General features: G+C 71.6%; 17 protein-coding genes. 3 read left to right on the top strand and 14 right to left on the bottom strand.

Features of this window, described 5'->3' with window-relative positions:
• The coding region (locus KZ820_RS21555; protein ID WP_444547594.1) for an EAL domain-containing protein at nucleotides 1-2,112 on the top strand (2,112 nt) is incomplete at its 5' end.
• 112 nt (nucleotides 2,113-2,224) lie between these two features.
• Here KZ820_RS21555 and KZ820_RS21550 read toward each other — a convergent pair.
• From KZ820_RS21550 to recQ, 3 genes are all read right to left on the bottom strand, one after another.
• Nucleotides 2,225-2,611, bottom strand: a complete 387-nt coding sequence (locus KZ820_RS21550) for a hypothetical protein (protein WP_219750853.1) — start codon at nucleotides 2,609-2,611, stop codon at nucleotides 2,225-2,227.
• Nucleotides 2,612-2,620: 9 nt separating this feature from the next.
• On the bottom strand, nucleotides 2,621-3,049 hold the full coding sequence (locus KZ820_RS21545) for a protein tyrosine phosphatase family protein (RefSeq protein ID WP_219750852.1): 429 nt from the start codon (nucleotides 3,047-3,049) through the stop codon (nucleotides 2,621-2,623).
• Nucleotides 3,050-3,409: 360 nt separating this feature from the next.
• The gene (gene recQ, locus KZ820_RS21540; protein WP_219750851.1) at nucleotides 3,410-5,182 is read right to left on the bottom strand and encodes a DNA helicase RecQ; all 1,773 of its coding nucleotides are present in this window, start codon (nucleotides 5,180-5,182) and stop codon (nucleotides 3,410-3,412) included.
• Between the two features lie 124 nt (nucleotides 5,183-5,306).
• On the opposite strand from recQ, the gene KZ820_RS21535 reads away from it, so the two are divergent.
• Together KZ820_RS21535 and KZ820_RS21530 are read left to right on the top strand one after the other, a co-directional pair.
• Nucleotides 5,307-5,477, top strand: a complete 171-nt coding sequence (locus KZ820_RS21535; RefSeq protein WP_219750850.1) for a hypothetical protein — start codon at nucleotides 5,307-5,309, stop codon at nucleotides 5,475-5,477.
• The gene (locus tag KZ820_RS21530; protein ID WP_219750849.1) at nucleotides 5,474-5,752 is read left to right on the top strand and encodes a GNAT family N-acetyltransferase; all 279 of its coding nucleotides are present in this window, start codon (nucleotides 5,474-5,476) and stop codon (nucleotides 5,750-5,752) included. The genes KZ820_RS21535 and KZ820_RS21530 overlap by 4 nt, the downstream gene beginning before the upstream one ends.
• Before the next feature lie 141 nt (nucleotides 5,753-5,893).
• Here the strand turns inward: KZ820_RS21530 and KZ820_RS21525 are convergent, their stop codons facing one another.
• From KZ820_RS21525 to KZ820_RS21475, 11 genes are all read right to left on the bottom strand, one after another.
• Nucleotides 5,894-6,292, bottom strand: a complete 399-nt coding sequence (locus tag KZ820_RS21525) for a flagellar export chaperone FliS (protein ID WP_219750848.1) — start codon at nucleotides 6,290-6,292, stop codon at nucleotides 5,894-5,896.
• Between the two features lie 17 nt (nucleotides 6,293-6,309).
• Entirely contained in the window at nucleotides 6,310-7,845 is a 1,536-nt protein-coding gene (fliD, locus tag KZ820_RS21520; protein ID WP_219750847.1) for a flagellar filament capping protein FliD, read from the bottom strand.
• 34 nt (nucleotides 7,846-7,879) lie between these two features.
• Entirely contained in the window at nucleotides 7,880-9,004 is a 1,125-nt protein-coding gene (gene flhB / locus KZ820_RS21515; RefSeq protein ID WP_219750846.1) for a flagellar type III secretion system protein FlhB, read from the bottom strand.
• Entirely contained in the window at nucleotides 9,004-9,786 is a 783-nt protein-coding gene (gene fliR / locus KZ820_RS21510; protein ID WP_219750845.1) for a flagellar biosynthetic protein FliR, read from the bottom strand. Before fliR ends, flhB begins: the two co-directional genes overlap by 1 nt.
• A 211-nt stretch (nucleotides 9,787-9,997) precedes the next feature.
• Entirely contained in the window at nucleotides 9,998-10,279 is a 282-nt protein-coding gene (fliQ, locus tag KZ820_RS21505; RefSeq protein ID WP_132908393.1) for a flagellar biosynthesis protein FliQ, read from the bottom strand.
• 82 nt (nucleotides 10,280-10,361) lie between these two features.
• On the bottom strand, nucleotides 10,362-11,273 hold the full coding sequence (gene fliP / locus KZ820_RS21500; protein WP_258048416.1) for a flagellar type III secretion system pore protein FliP: 912 nt from the start codon (nucleotides 11,271-11,273) through the stop codon (nucleotides 10,362-10,364).
• Between the two features lie 149 nt (nucleotides 11,274-11,422).
• Nucleotides 11,423-11,749 carry a flagellar biosynthetic protein FliO gene (locus KZ820_RS21495; RefSeq protein ID WP_219750844.1) on the bottom strand — a complete coding sequence of 109 codons (327 nt, stop codon included), beginning with the start codon at nucleotides 11,747-11,749 and terminating at the stop codon, nucleotides 11,423-11,425.
• A gap of 14 nt (nucleotides 11,750-11,763) precedes the next feature.
• Nucleotides 11,764-12,054: a flagellar motor switch protein FliN gene (gene fliN, locus KZ820_RS21490; protein WP_132908390.1), complete on the bottom strand. Its 291-nt coding sequence runs from the start codon at nucleotides 12,052-12,054 to the stop codon at nucleotides 11,764-11,766.
• Complete coding sequence (locus KZ820_RS21485; protein WP_219750843.1) at nucleotides 12,051-13,019, bottom strand: flagellar motor switch protein FliM; 969 nt, start codon at nucleotides 13,017-13,019, stop codon at nucleotides 12,051-12,053. Before KZ820_RS21485 ends, fliN begins: the two co-directional genes overlap by 4 nt.
• A gap of 6 nt (nucleotides 13,020-13,025) precedes the next feature.
• Nucleotides 13,026-13,685: a flagellar basal body-associated FliL family protein gene (locus KZ820_RS21480; RefSeq protein WP_219750842.1), complete on the bottom strand. Its 660-nt coding sequence runs from the start codon at nucleotides 13,683-13,685 to the stop codon at nucleotides 13,026-13,028.
• Between the two features lie 16 nt (nucleotides 13,686-13,701).
• Nucleotides 13,702-14,522, bottom strand: an 821-nt coding sequence (locus KZ820_RS21475) for a flagellar hook-length control protein FliK (RefSeq protein ID WP_219750841.1), incomplete at its 5' end; no start/stop codon positions are given.

The following is a 14,522-nucleotide window of genomic DNA, read 5'->3' as shown; positions in this document are numbered from 1 at the left end:
GGCGCCGCGCCGCTGCCGGCCGCGCTCGCGCTCGGCGGCGCCGCGCTGGTGGCGCTCGCGGTGGTGCGCGCCGCGCTCGCCCGCCAGCGCGCGCTGGCCGAGCGGCGGCAGCGCCGCGACGCCGAGCGGCGCGACAGCCGCCTCGTCGCCGAATATGAGGCGCACGGCGCCGGCTGGTTCTGGCAGAGCGACCGCCGCGGCCGGCTCACCTATCTCTCCGACAAGGTCGCGCGCGAGCTGCGCACGCTCGGCATCGAGCCGATCGGCGCCGCGCTCACCGACGTGTTCCGAGTCGATTCAGCCTGGGTCGAGACCGAGCGAACGCTGAGCTTCCACCTCTCGTCGCGCACCTCCTTCACCGATTATTCGGTGCGCCCGGCCGCGGGGGGCAGCGGCGCCGAGCGCTGGTGGTCGATCTCGGGCCGCCCCGCGCGCGACGAGCTCGACCGCTTCCAGGGCTTCATCGGCGCGGGCTCGGACCTGACCGAGCAGCGCCGCGCCGAGGCCGAGATCAAGCGGCTCGCGCTGTTCGACGCGCTGACCGGTATCGCCAACCGCCAGCGCATGCGCCTGGCGCTCGAGCAGACGCTGGCGCAGGCGCAGGCGGGCGGCACCCACCCCACGGGCCTGTTCCTGCTCGACCTCGACCGCTTCAAGGCGGTCAACGACACGCTCGGCCACCAGGTCGGCGACGAGCTGCTCAAGGAAGTGGCGCAGCGGCTGCAGCGCACCATCGGCGACGCCGGTCTGGTCGGGCGTCTCGGCGGCGACGAGTTCAAGGTGATCGTCCCCAACGAGGGCGACCGCGACCGGCTCGGCGCGCTGGCGCAGCGCGTGATCGCGGCCCTGTCGCTGCCTTATCACATCGACCGCTCGACCCTGTCGATCGGCTGCTCGGTCGGCGTCGCGATCGCCCCCGCCGACGGCGCGGGGCAGGAGGAGCTGGTGCGCAACGCCGATCTCGCGCTCTATGCCGCCAAGGCCGACGGGCGCGGCGTCCACCGTTTCTACCGCGAGGAGCTGCTCCACGGCGCGCAGAACCGCAAGCGGCTGGAGGACGATCTGCGCCGCGCGCTCGCCGCGGGCGAGTTCCGCCTCGCCTACCAGCCGGTGGTGTCCACCGCCGACGCGCGCATCATGGGCTATGAGGCACTGGTCCGCTGGGATCATCCGCAGCGCGGGGCGGTGAGCCCGGCCGAGTTCATCCCGGTGGCGGAGGAGTGCGGGCTGATCGAGGCGATCGGCGCCTGGGTGCTGGATACCGCCTGCGCCGAGGCGGCGACCTGGCCCGATCACGTCCGGGTCGCGGTCAACGTCTCGCCGATCCAGTTCGCCAACCCCCGGCTGCCGGCGCTGGTGGCGGGCGCGCTGGCCGCGACGGGGCTGGCGCCGCACCGGCTCGAGCTGGAGATCACCGAGGGCGTGTTCCTCAACGAGGATGCCTCGTCGGAGCAGATGTTCCGCGCGCTCAAGGCGCTGGGCGTGCGGCTCGCGCTCGACGACTTCGGCACCGGCTATTCCAGCCTCGGCTATCTGCGCAAGGCGCCGTTCGACAAGATCAAGATCGACCAGAGCTTCGTGCGCGGCGCGATCCAGCCGGGCAACCGCAACGCCGCGATCATCCGCGCGATCGTCAGCCTGGCCGAGACGCTCGGCATGGAGACCACCGCGGAAGGGGTCGAGCAGCAGGACGAGATCGTGCTGATCCGCGGGCTGGGGTGCAGCCACATCCAGGGCTATGTCTACGGTCGCCCGGCCGACGCCGGCACCGTGCGCGCGCAGCTCGACGCGGCGGAGGGCTATGCGGTGCCGATCGGGCACAAGACCAGCCGCGCGCCGCGCCACCGCGTGCTGCGCTCGGCGCGGCTCGAGCTGGCGGGTGAGCGTGCCGAGGTGCGCGTGCGCAACATCTCGCCGGCGGGGGCGATGGTCGACGGCGTCGACCTGCCCGCGGCGGCGATCGGCTATCCGGTCGCGCTGGAGCTGGAGGACGGGCTGGCGTTGGCGGCGACGGTGCGCTGGGTCGACGACGAGGGCCGCGCGGGGCTCCAGTTCGACGCGGCGTTCGACCTCGAGTGGCTCAACCAGCCGGTGCCGCGTCGCGCGGCGTGAGCGGGCGGGATGCGTTCGGTCGGAGCGGGTCACCGCGAGCGGTAGACCCTTCCCTATGAGGGGAGGATAGCTGCGTTCCGATACACCAACGCCGAGATTAGCGGCCCCGCGCTCAGGCGGTCTCGAGCGTCCCCACGATCGTGGCGGGCTCGCGCTGCGGCAAGGGCGGCATGCCGAGGCGGCGGACGTCGATCGCGCTCACCCCCGCCAGCAGCACGTCGCCGAAGCCGCGGTCACCGGTCTCGACCAGGATGCCCGCGTATGTCTGGCGCACCATCGCCCACTCGATCACGCGCGCGCGCACCCGCGCGCCGCGCACCAGCACCAGCGCGATTACCCCGGTCGTGTCGATCACCAGCGCGGCGCGGCCGTCCTCGGCGATCACCGCGTCGAAGGCGGCGAAGCGCGGCAGCGCGACGCCGACCGCCTCGATCGCCTCGTCGACCGATCGCATCATCCGGTGCGCCCGGCCGAGGCCGAGCCATGCCGCCAGCCCCATCGTGCCGGCTCAGCCGCGCCGCGCCACCGCGTCGAGCAGGGGACGCAGGTTGGTGAGGTCATAGCCGGCCGCCGCCGACTTGGCGGTGAGCGAGTCGGCGTCGTCGCCGCGCGCCGCGCCGGCGAGCGCCCACAGGTTGCACGAGCGCGTGCCCGAGCGGCAATAGGCCAGCACCGGGCCGCCGGCCTCGGCCAGCGCCGCGCTCATCGCCTCGACCTGCGGCAGCGAGAAGCCGGCATGGGTGACCGGGATGGCGGTGTAGCGCAGCCCCGCCGCCTCGGCCGCGGCGCGGATCGACTCGCCGTCGGGCTGGCCGGGTTCCTCGCCGTCGGGGCGGTTGTTGACGACGGCTTTGTAGCCGGCGGCGGCGATGGCGGGCAGGTCCTCGGGCCGGATCTGCGGCGCGACCGCGATCGTCTCGTCGATGATGCGCAACATAGGAAGGTGCCTCTAGCGCGGCCGGATCGCCGCGTCACTGATCCCGATCGTCCCGTCGCGGGAGAGCGGCGCCTTAGCGCGAAGCGGACGCGACGGCGAGGGGGAAGACAACACCGCGCATATGAAGTCGCCGCGAGGGGCCTGGCCTGAAGTTCCTCCCCTTTGAGGGAAGGTGGCAGCCCGCAGGGCTGACGGAGGGGTGTCGCCGGTGGTGAGTCCACCGACCCTCGCCGGCCGGTCACCCCTCCGTCAGCGCTGACGCGCTGACAGTGCGGGCGAGATGGTGTCCCCCGGACACCATCTTGGCTCGCCGGGGGCAAGCCAAAGCCCGCACTCCCCCTGCAGGGGGAGGATCGAGGCTTACCCCGCTCCCTTCAGCACGTCGAGGAACGCCTGGCCGTAGGCGTCGAGCTTGCGCTGCCCCACCCCCGCGATCCGGCCCAGCGCGGCGAGCGAGGTCGGGCGCAGCGACGCCATCTCGCGCAGCGCCGAGTCGTGGAAGATCACGTAGGGCGGCACCCCCGCCTCCTTCGCCAGCTCGCGCCGGCACGCGCGCAGCGCCTCGAACACGGGATCGTCGACCGGGTTGGGCGTCGCGCCCGCGCGCCCGCCGCGGCGGCGCTCGCGCTTGGGCGGCTCGACCAGCGGCAGCGTCGCCTCGCCCTTGAGCAGCGCGCGCGCGGCCGGACCGAACTCGAGCCCGCCGTGATGGTTGGTGCGCAAGGCATCCTTGAGCAGCAGCGCGCGCCCGACCGGCTTGAGCAGCGCCACTTCCTCGCCGTCGACGATGTTCCAGACCGACAATTGCTCGTGCCCGTTCATCAGGCTGCGCTCGCTCGACTGGCCGGTGAGCACCTGCTCGATATAGGTCGCGCCGAACATCTGCCCGGTGCGGAACACCGCGGAGAGATATTTGCGCGCGGTCTCGGTGGCGTCGAGCGCGGCGGGGGGCGACAGGCAATTGTCGCAATTGCCGCAGCGCTCGGGCGGGTGCTCGCCGAAGTGGCGCAGCAGGATGGCGCGGCGGCACCCCGCGGTCTCCACCAGCGCGCCGAGCGCGGCGAGTCGCTGGCGCTCGCCCGGCTGGCGGTGCTGTTCCACCTCGCCGATGCGCTGCCGCGCGCGCGCGAAATCCTCCGCGCCCCAGAAGAGATGCGCCACCGCGGGGTCGCCGTCGCGCCCGGCGCGACCGGTCTCCTGGTAATAGGCCTCGATCGACTTGGGCAGGCCGGCGTGCGCGACGAAGCGGACGTCGGGCTTGTCGATCCCCATGCCGAAGGCGACCGTGGCGCACATCACCATGTCCTCCGAGGCGACAAAATCGGCCTGGTTGCGCGCGCGCACCGCCGGGTCGAGCCCGGCGTGATAGGCGCGCACCGGGCGCCCGGTGATCGCGGTGAGCTGCGCCGCCATCTTCTCGGTCGCGGCGCGGGTCTGGACGTAGACGATGCCGGGGCCGGGCGTGTCGCGCACCACGTCGGCGATCTGGCGCGTGCTGTTGTCCTTGGGGCGGATCGCGTAGCGGATGTTCGGCCGGTCGAACCCCGCGACGATCATGCCCTCGTGCGGGATGCCGAGCTGCTCGAGGATGTCGGCGCGGGTGTGCGCGTCGGCGGTGGCGGTCAGCGCCAGCCGCGGCACCTCGGGGAAGGCGTCGAGCAGCGGGCGCAGCAGGCGATAGTCGGGGCGGAAGTCGTGGCCCCATTCGCTGACGCAATGCGCCTCGTCGATCGCGAACAGCGCGGGGCGGCCGCGCTCGAGCAGGTCGCGGAAGTCGGCGGTGGAGGCGCGCTCGGGCGCGACGTACAGCAGGTCGAGGCCGCCATCGAGGTAGCGCCCGCGCGTCTCGGCCTTGTTCTCGTCGACGCTGGTCAGCGTCGCGGCGCGCAGGCCGATCGCGGTGGCGGCGCGGAGCTGGTCGTGCATCAGCGCGATCAGCGGGCTGACGACCACGCACGTCCCCTCCAGCATGGCCGAGGGCAGCTGGTAGCAGAGCGACTTGCCCGCGCCGGTCGGCATCACCGCGAGCGTGCGCTCGCCCGCGAGCACGCGCGTGACGACCTGCTCCTGCACGCCGCGGAAGGCGGGAAAGCCGAAGATCGTCTGAAGCTGGGGAAGCGGGTCGAGCGCCATGGGCGCGCCCGACCTAGGCGCGCGCGCGGCCGAGGGCAACCGGCGTGGCGACGCGGTCGGGGAGGCGATCGGGGAACGCGCGACGGGGGCGGGGCGTAATGCGGGCATGCTCTCAGGACGACCGATGACCCCGCGCCCGAACCTCGCGCTCTTCACCTTCGGCGCCGCGGCGCTGCTCGCCGCGTGCGAGCGCGAGCCCGCCGATGGCGCGGCACCGACGGTGGAGGCGAAGGCCACGCCCGCCGCCTCGGTGGCACGCGCGCCCGACGCGCCTGCGGCGGCGCCCGGGCAGTGAGCGTCGAGCGGGTCCGCGACCATCGCTCCGAGCAGGAGTTCGAGCTCTCGGTCGGGGGCGAGCGCGCGGTCGCGGCCTATCAGCTCGAGGGCGACACGATCGTGTTCACGCACACCCTGGTGCCGCCCGCGATCGAGGGGCGCGGGGTGGGCTCGCGGCTGATCCGCGCCGCGCTGGATTCCGCGCGCGACCAGGGCCTGCGCGTGGTGCCGCAATGCCCCTTCGTGCGCGCCTTCATCGAGCGCCACCCGGAGTACCGCGATCTGGTGCGGTGACGTCGCGTTCAAGCGATCAAGCCCCTCCCCTTCAGGGGAGGAGTTGGGGTGGGGTCTCTCCACCGGCGCGGCGCTCGCGGCGAAGCCCCACCCCCGCCCCCTCCCCTGAAGGGGAGGGGAGAAGGCCTCAACCTGCTCTCCTCACGCCGCGCGGGCCATCCGCCACGCCGCGGCGATCTCCTCCAGCTCCGACGCCACCGCGCGGAACGGCTCGCCGTCGGTGCCGATGCTGGCGTCCACCACCTGGCGGCGGCAGCCGGCGTAGAAACGCGCCAGCGTGCGCGAGACATCGCCGCCGCGATCGAAGTCAAGGTTCGCCTCGAGTGCGAACAGGATCGCGGTGGCGCGCGTCACGCGCTCGCTGCGCGTGGCGAACTGGCGGTTGTCCGCCGCCCAGGCGGCGACGCGCAGCGCCTGGGTGAGCTCCTCGTACAATAGCTGGACGAGTGCGGGGCCGTCGGCCGCGGCGGTGCGGCCGGCGAGGTCGATCTCGCGATAGGTGCGCGCCGGATCGCGCAGCAGGGCGGAAGCATAGGCCATCGTCGTCTATTTCTCGCTCAACCCGTCGACTTCGTCCAATTGTCGATCTGCTGCTGCATGAACGACTGCGTGGCCTTGTAGGCGGAGACGCGCGCGTTCATGCTGGAGAACTGCTGCGTCAGCCGCGTCGTCATCTTCGTCGCCTGGTCGTCGACGGTGCTCTTCTGCTTGCCCAGGTCGGACTGCGCCTGGAGGAAGCGCTTGGACGAGGCGCCCAGGCCGTAGATCGTGCTGCCGGTGTTGAGGTCGAGCGACTTCATCGCGGCGTACAGCCCGGTCGCGCCGCTGCTGCTCTTGGTGAACATCGCCTCGACCGCCTCGGGCGCGTTCTTCATCGCGCTGGTCAGCGCGTTGTCGTCGACCTCGAGCTCGCCGGTGCGCGTGGTGCGCACGCCGATCGCGGCGAGCGTCGCGGGCGTACCCGTCGCGGCGCCGGGCAGCAGCACGCGGCTGGTCAGCCCCTGCAGCGTGCGCAGCAGCGTCTTGGCGGCGGGGTCGGCGCGGAGCTGGCCGTTGATCGCGTCGGTCTGCTCCTTCACCACGCCCAGCACCTGGTTGTAGGTGTCGACGAAGTCCTTCACCGCGCTCGACAGCGCGCTATCGGGGCGAGTCGAGGTGAGATTGGTGGTGCCGGTGCCGGTCAGGCTGAGCTTGACGCCCGCGATCAGGTCGCTGACCTCGTTGCTGCCGCGCTCGACCGCGACGCCGTCGACGACGAGCTTGGCGTTGCCCGCCTGGCTCGAGACGGTCGTCTTGTTGCCGGTGCCGAAACCGGTGTCGAACTGCGCCAGCGCGCCGGCCGGGTCGCTCGCCGCCAGCGTGAAGGCCTGCGCCGCGCCGGTGGTGCCCTTGAGCGAGAGATAGGCGCCGCCGTCGGCGTCGTTGATCACCGTGGCGGTGACGCCCGCCTTCTTGGCGTTGATCGCGGCGGCGATGCCCGACAGCGAGTTGTTGCTCGAGTCGATCGCGATCGCGAACGACTTGGCCGAGCCGTCGGCGTTGGTGCCAGCGGTGAAGCCGGTCATCGCACCGCCGCTGGTGGTGGCGGTGCCGAGCGTCAGCGTCAGCGTGCCGGTGCCGAAGGTGGCGGTGGACGGCGACGCGATCTTGGCGCTGGTGGCGATCTGCGCGGTGGCGAGCGCGTTGACGGTGACGCTGCTGTTGAGCCCGGAGGCCGAGGTGCCCGGGACGGCGCTGGCGGTGGCGACGCCGCTCATCGAGCTGTTCGGCTGGGTCGCCAGCGTGCCGCCCTCGACGAGGTTCTCCAGCGCCTTGGTGAAGTCCGAGATGGTGCTCTTGAGTGTCGCCACGCCCGAGATCTGCGCGGTGAGCGTGTCGCTCTTCGAGGTGAGCTGCGCGCGCTTCTGCGCGAACTGCGCGTCGACCAGCTGGGTGACGAGCGCGCCGGTATCGACCCCCGAGCCCGAGCCGAGCGAGGTGAGGACCGAGTTGGCCGCCGACTGGTTGACCGACGAGGTCGACGACGTCTTGGTCGTCGACGTCGTGGCGGTCGTCGCCGTGCTGCTGCTGGTGCTGCTGATCGTCGTCGCCATGATGCCTCTCTAAACGACCGCTGCCGGCGGAGCTTTACCCCTGTTTCTTGCCATGTTCGTCGAACCGCGCGGTGATGGGAACGTCGACCGGCGGCAGGCGCCCGCCGGCGCGCTCGTTGAGCCCGAAGACGAAGGCGAGCACGGTGGCGATCGCGACGTACAGATCGTCGCGCACCTCCTGCCCCTCGCGGCTGGTGTAATAGACCGCGCGGGCCAGTGCCGGATATTCGAGCACCGGCAGACTCATCTCGGCGGCGGCCTCGCGGATCGCCAGCGCGGTGGCGTTGCGCCCCTTGGCCACCACCACCGGCACCTGGTCGCGCCCGCGGTCGTAGCGCAGCGCCACCGCGAAGTGCGTCGGGTTGGTCAGCACCACGTGCGCCTCGGTCAGCGCCTGGCGCATGCCGCCCGAGAGCATCGCGCGCTGCTTGGCGCGCAGATGCCCCTTCATCTCGGGATTGCCCTCGCTCTCCTTGTGCTCGTCGCGCACTTCCTGCTTGGTCATGCGCAGCTTGCGCAGCAGCTGCAGCACCTGGGTGGGCACGTCGACCAGCGCGATCGCGACCAGACCCATCGCCATGACGAGCAGCACGTTCGTCATCGTCGCGCCCAGCCCGGCGAGCGCCACGGGCAGGTTGGAGGCGGCGAGGCCGAAGCTGAAATGCGCGGTCTTCCACAGCATCCAGGCGCCGATGGTGCCGAGCAGGATCACCTTGAGCAGCGACTTGCCGAGCTCGATCCAGCCCGACATGCCGACGATGCGCTTGAGCCCCGAGGCCGGGTTGATGCGCGACGCCTTGGGCGCCATCAGCGAGCCGTTCCAGCCGAAGCTGCCGAGCCCCGCCTGGCTCACCACCGCGGCGACCATGCTGATCGCGAACAGCGAGCCGAGCGGCACCGCCAGCTTCCATCCCGCCTCGACCAGTGGGCGCCACGGGGCGAAATCCTCGACGTCGGCGCGCCCGAAGGTGAAGCTGGACGCCATCACCGCGCGGCAGGCGGCGAGCAGGCCGGGGCCGAAGAACAGCAGCCAGGTCACGCCCGCCAGCACCACCAGGGCGGTGGCGAGGTCGCGGCTCTTGAGGATGTTGCCCTTCTCGCGTGCGTCCTTGCGACGCTTGTCGGTCGGGGCTTCTGTCTTGTCGCCACCCTCCGACATCAGCGCGCCCCCGCCAGCACGAGGCTCTGCGCCGCGGCGAGGCCCTCGCGGATGATCACCTGCATGTAATCACCCATCGCCGGCAGCGCGATCGCGAGGCTCACCACGCCGACCGCGAGGCTGACCGGCAGGCCGACCGCGAACAGGTTGAGCGACGGCGCCGAGCGCGACACCATCCCCATCACGAGGTTGAGGCACAGCAGCAGGAAACCCACCGGCAGCGCCAGCAGCAGCCCGGCGAGGAAGGCGTAGCCGCCGAACAAAGCGATGTCGCGCAGCTGGTCCGCGGCGAGCCAGGAGGCGCCGGGCGGCAGCGCGCGGTAGCTGCGCACCACCAGGTCGACCAGCACCAGGTGCCCGTCGAGCGAGAGGAAGAGAAGCGTCAGCAGGATCGACAGGAACTGGCCGATCGCGGGGCTGGAGCGACCCGAATTGGGGTCGATCATGTTGGCGAAGCCGATCCCCATCGAGCCGCCGATGATCTCGCCCGCCACCAGGGGCGCGGCGAAGGCGACCTGGAGCACGAAGCCGAGCGCCAGCCCGACCAGCGCCTCGGCCGCGACCGCGACGAAGGTGGCGAGCGCGAACACGCTCTGCGGCACCTGCACCGGCGTGGTGCCGAGCACCAGCACCGCGATCGCGCCCGAGAGCGCGACCCGCACGGTGAGCGGCACCGAGACGTTGCTGAACACCGGCGCGGCGACGAACGCCGCGCCGACGCGGACCATCACGAAGATCATCGCCCACAGCTGGGGCTCGATCGCGAGGCCGAAGCCGAGCATCTAGCGGGCAGCCTCGATGTGACGTGTTCCTGCGAACGCAGGAGCATGGCGCGTGAGACAGTAATGCGCCATCCTCACGAACCCGTTCCCCGGCGAAGGCCGGGGCCCAGCTGGGTGGAGCGCTGTGGCTGGCACGAAACGTCCCCCACCTGGGCCCCGGCCTTCGCCGGGGAACAGAAGAGAGGAGGGAGGGCGCAGCACGATCAAGCGTTCACCGCACCAGATCGGGGATGCGCGCGAAGATCTCGGTGGTGAAGTCGCTCAGCAGCCCCAGGATCATCGCGCCGAACACCATGATCGACACCGCCACCACCACCAGCTTGGGGACGAAGCTCAGCGTCTGCTCGTTGATCGAGGTGGCGGCCTGGACCATGCCGAGGATCAGCCCCGACAGCAGCGCCGGGATCAGCAGCGGCGCGGCGACGAGCGCGAGCACCCACATCGTCTGGTTGGCGACGGTCAGGAAATAATCGGCGTCGACGAGCGGGTGCATGCGGGCTCTCTATGGCGTCACCCCGACGGCGGGATGTGGGACAGGCACGCTATGGCGTAACTTGGTTAACGCAATTCTACCGCTAGGTCGCGAAACTGTTCGCGAGGCTCCCCATCGTCAGCGCCCAGCCGTCGACCAGCACGAACAGCAGCAGCTTGAACGGCAGCGAGATGATCGTCGGGCTCAGCATCGCCATGCCCAGCGCCATCAGCACGGTGGCCACCACCAGGTCGATCACGATGAAGGGCAGGAAGACGAGGAAGCCGATCTGGAAGGCGGTCTTCAGCTCGGAGGTCACGTACGCCGGGAGCAGCACCGAATAGGGGATGTCGCGCGGGCTGGCATAGGGGCCGGACTTGGCCATCTCGGCGAACATGGTGACATCCTTCACCCGCGTCTGCTTCTCCATGAAGGCGTGGAGCGGCGCGCCGGCGGCCTGGATCAGCTGCGTGCCGCCGATGCGACCCTGCGAATAGGGCTGGATCGCAGTGGTGTTGATCTGGTTGATCGCGGGCGCCATCACGAAGAAGCTGAGGAACAGCGAGAGGCCGATCAGCACCTGGTTGGGCGGGGTCTGCTGCAGCCCCATGGCCTGACGCAGGATCGACAGCACGATGATGATCCGGGTGAAGCTCGTCATCATCAGCACGATCCCGGGCAGGATCGTGAGCAGCCCCATGATGATGAGCACCTGCAGCGACAGCGACAGCGAGCCGTTGCCAGGGGTGCTCGAGGCATCACCGCGCGAGAGCTGGCCGAGCGCGCGATCGACCGCATCGCCGACGCCCGGCGCGGGCGCCGCGGGCGCGCCCGGGGGTGGCGCGGCGGGTCCCGTCTGGGCGAGCGCGGGGAAGGCGACGCACAGCATCACCGCGATGGCGGCGAGCGCGAGCAGCACGCGCCAGGCGTGCTGGCGCTTGGCCGCGCGCGCGCGGATCAGCGCCGCGGTGCCGCCGGTGCGCGTGACGGTGTAATTCTGTTGCATCATCGGCATCCGCATCCTCCTTCCCAGCGTCATCCTGAACTTGTTTCAGGATCCACGTCGCCGGCCGTGCCGCGGCGTCCAGCCCTGCGGCACGGTGGATCCTGAGACGAGTCCAGGATGACGGAAGGAGAGGGCAGCGATCGCGACATCACCCCCGCTCACCGGCGGAACTCCCGCGCCAGCGCGCGCGCCGCCTCGACCGGGTCGGCCGGCGCGGCGGCGCCCTCGGCGGTGGCGGGCGTCTTGTCGACCAGCGTCACGCCGCCGCGCCCGACCGAGACGAGCAGGCGGCTGCCCTCGAAGTCGATCACCGCGAGTCGCAGCCCCGGCGAGATCATCATCGTCTCGCGCACCGCGATCATCCGGGTCGCGGTCTTGCCCGGCAGCCGCGTCTCGAGCCGCCGCCACAGATACAGGCACCCGATCATCAAGCCGCAGACCAGCGGCAGCAGCACCACCAGCTTGAGGATATAGGTCCACATCATACGCGCGTCGCCCTTCAGCCCCGCTTCTCGGGCGCGACCAGCTCGGTCATCTTCACCCCGAAGCGGTCGCCCACCGTGACGACTTCGCCGCGTCCGATCAACGTGCCGTTAACCAGAACATCCAGCAATTCGCCCGCCTGGCGGTCGAGCTCGATCACGCTGGCCTCACCGAGCGCGAGCAATTCGCGCAGCGACAAGGTGGTGGAGCCGATCTCCACCGTCAGCTTGACGTCGACGTCCTGGAGCATGCGCAGGTTGGCGGCGACCGCCGCGTCGATCGTGAAGCCGCTCGTCATGTCGTTCATAGCAGGGGTCCTTCGAGCTTGGAGATGCGGATCGCGGCGCGACCGTTGGAGGTGCCGACCGTGCCCATGCCGAGCGCGACGCCGCCGATCACGATCGGCACGTCGGGGCCGAAGCTGATCGGGATGACGTCGCCTTCCTTGAGATCCATCAGCTTGGCGAGCGAGATGGTCGGCTCGGCCAGCACCGAGCGCACCGGCAGCCGCACGCCCATCGCGGCGCGGGTGAGCTGGGTGCGCCACTCGGCGTCGACCTCGGCGGGCTTGGCCACCACCTTGCCGGTGAGCGCCACGGTGTGCGGCTTGAGCGTCGCGACGGGGTAGAGCACGTCCACGAACAGCGGCTTGGCGCTGCCCCGCGCGAGGCCGAAGCGGGTGGAGATCACCACGTCGTCGCCCTCGATCCCCTGGATCAGGTTGGAGCCCAGCTCGCACCGCTCGGCGCCGAACTGCGCGCGCGCGAGCGGCTCCCACGCGCCCTGCAAGGTGCGCGCCATCGCGGCGGCGACTCGCTGCGCCAGCACGTCGGCGGCGGGGGTGAACTCGAGCGCCAGCGTCGGCGAGACGTCGCCGGTGCCGCCGAAGAACAGGTCGAGCAGCTCGGCGACGAACTGCGAGTCGAGCACCACCAGCAGCGGGCGCCCGTCCATCGTCAGCGGCAGATAGGCGGTCAGCTTGTCGCCGCGCGCGGCGCGATAGTCGGCGAGACGCAACACCTCGAGCGGCTCGGCCCAGGTGCGCGTCTCGCTGCGCCAATAGCCCTCGAACACCTGGCGCACCCCGCGCGCGGCACGCGCCGAGAGATGCTGCAGCGTGTGGAGGTCGCCGAAGGGATGCAGCTTGCCCGCCGCCCCCGACCCGGCGCCGAGGTTGGTCACGCCGACGGGAGAGTCGGTGCGCCCACGCCCGCGCCGCTCGGTGGCGTCGGGCTCCAGGCCGAAGTCGGAGAGGTCGGGCTCGTTAACCATGCCAGGTCACTGAACCACAAAGTTGGTAAAGTAGACGTTAGCGATGCCGCCGAATCCCTCTTTTTCGCGCAGAGTCTGATTGATCGATGCGACCAGCCGCTTCTGGAGCTGCTGCTTGCCCGCGCTGGTGAAGACCTGGTCCTCGGTGGTGTCGCCCAGCGTCATGAGGATCGCCGAGCGAATCGCGATGTCGTTGGTCTTCAGGTTGTTGATGACCTTGTCGTCGTAGGGCGTCGACACCGCGATGCCGACCTGGACGAAATGCACCGAGTCCTGGAGGTTGGAGGTGAACTCCTTATCCATCGCGTAGTAGTTGGAGGCGTAGGGCTCGCCGCCGGCGCCCTCGGGGGTGGGGGCGCCATGGTCCTCGCTCTTGGCCTCGCCGCCCTCGGCGCTCTCGCCGCCGCCGTGGCCGCCCTCGCCGCCTTCGCCGCCCTCGCCGCCTTCGCCGGCGCGCTTCTGCTCGCTCTTGGGCACGAGATGGGGCTTGTTGGGATCCTCCTTGAGCGCGGGGTGCGCGCTGCCGCCGCCGACCAGGCCGGAGTTGGCGGCGTACAGGCCGGCGCCGACGCCGCCGCCCAGCAGGACGACGACGCCGACGACGCCGACCAGGATCGTCTTCATCTTGCCCTTCTTCTTGGGCGCGGCAGCTTCGGTGTCACTCATCGGTCATTCCCTCGGTTCAGGCGATACGGTCGTCGGTGGTGGCCGCGTCGGCGACGCGGCGGGCGGAAGCGGGGGCACGCGGCGCGCGCTGCTGCTGCGCCTGCGGCTGCTGGCGATCGGGCTGCTGGCCGGCGTTGCTGCCCTGCGACTGGCTGGCGGGGGTCTGCGAGGCCTGGGACCCGCCGGACGACGCCTGGCCCTGCTGCGGCGTGCTGCTGGTGCCGTTCCCCGTCGTGGCGCCGCCGCCGTGCTGGAGCTTGATGCCGCGCTGCTCGGCCATCTCCTGGAGGCGCGGCTGCGCCTCGGCGAGCAGCGCGCGGGTCTGCGGCTGCTCGGCGACGAGCTGGACCTGCACGGTCTCGCCGTCACGCCGCAGCGAGACGTCGATCGCGCCGAGCGCGTCGGGGACGAGCCGGATCCGCACGTCATTGGCGTTGGCCATGTCGCGCAGCTGCTCGATGCGGTGGATCATCGCCTCGGGCCAGCGCCCGTGCGTCATGTCGAGCGGCTGCTGGGTGGCGGGCTGCGGCGCGGCGACCGCGGCGGCGGTGATCGCGCCGGTGGCGGGCTGGGCGAGCTGCGCGGTCGGCAGCGGCTCGGCGGGCGCGGCGCGCTCGTCGGCGGTGACGGCGCGATGGATCGCGTCGGCGAAGGTGCGCGCCGCGCTCGCGATCGCGGGCGCCGCCGGGGCGAGCGTCGGAGCGGTCGCGGGCGCCGGCGCGACGGCGGCGGGCGCGGCGCGCGGCGCCGGCTCGAGCGTCGGCGTGGCGGTCGACTCGGGCGCGACGGTCGCCGCCGGGTCGGCCGGCGCGGCGACGGGCTCGACGCCGGGCGCCG

It is taken from the genome of Sphingomonas citri (assembly GCF_019429485.1).
In the GTDB taxonomy this organism is placed as follows: domain Bacteria; phylum Pseudomonadota; class Alphaproteobacteria; order Sphingomonadales; family Sphingomonadaceae; genus Sphingomonas; species Sphingomonas citri.
The sequence above is the reverse complement of the archived record's forward strand: the minus strand, read 5'-3'. Positions and strand labels throughout refer to the sequence as shown.

Excerpts from the sequence above, each read along its gene's own strand:
- KZ820_RS21550 (WP_219750853.1), bottom strand. The coding sequence starts at position 2,611 with ATGGGGCTGGCGGCATGGCTCGGCCTCGGCCGGGCGCACCGGATGATG.
- KZ820_RS21545 (WP_219750852.1), bottom strand. The coding sequence starts at position 3,049 with ATGTTGCGCATCATCGACGAGACGATCGCGGTCGCGCCGCAGATCCGG.
- recQ (WP_219750851.1), bottom strand. The coding sequence starts at position 5,182 with ATGGCGCTCGACCCGCTTCCCCAGCTTCAGACGATCTTCGGCTTTCCC.
- KZ820_RS21535 (WP_219750850.1), top strand. The coding sequence starts at position 5,307 with ATGACCCCGCGCCCGAACCTCGCGCTCTTCACCTTCGGCGCCGCGGCG.
- KZ820_RS21525 (WP_219750848.1), bottom strand. The coding sequence starts at position 6,292 with ATGGCCTATGCTTCCGCCCTGCTGCGCGATCCGGCGCGCACCTATCGC.
- fliD (WP_219750847.1), bottom strand. The coding sequence starts at position 7,845 with ATGGCGACGACGATCAGCAGCACCAGCAGCAGCACGGCGACGACCGCC.
- flhB (WP_219750846.1), bottom strand. The coding sequence starts at position 9,004 with ATGTCGGAGGGTGGCGACAAGACAGAAGCCCCGACCGACAAGCGTCGC.
- fliR (WP_219750845.1), bottom strand. The coding sequence starts at position 9,786 with ATGCTCGGCTTCGGCCTCGCGATCGAGCCCCAGCTGTGGGCGATGATC.
- fliQ (WP_132908393.1), bottom strand. The coding sequence starts at position 10,279 with ATGCACCCGCTCGTCGACGCCGATTATTTCCTGACCGTCGCCAACCAG.
- fliP (WP_258048416.1), bottom strand. The coding sequence starts at position 11,273 with ATGCCGATGATGCAACAGAATTACACCGTCACGCGCACCGGCGGCACC.
- KZ820_RS21495 (WP_219750844.1), bottom strand. The coding sequence starts at position 11,749 with ATGATGTGGACCTATATCCTCAAGCTGGTGGTGCTGCTGCCGCTGGTC.
- fliN (WP_132908390.1), bottom strand. The coding sequence starts at position 12,054 with ATGAACGACATGACGAGCGGCTTCACGATCGACGCGGCGGTCGCCGCC.
- KZ820_RS21485 (WP_219750843.1), bottom strand. The coding sequence starts at position 13,019 with ATGGTTAACGAGCCCGACCTCTCCGACTTCGGCCTGGAGCCCGACGCC.
- KZ820_RS21480 (WP_219750842.1), bottom strand. The coding sequence starts at position 13,685 with ATGAGTGACACCGAAGCTGCCGCGCCCAAGAAGAAGGGCAAGATGAAG.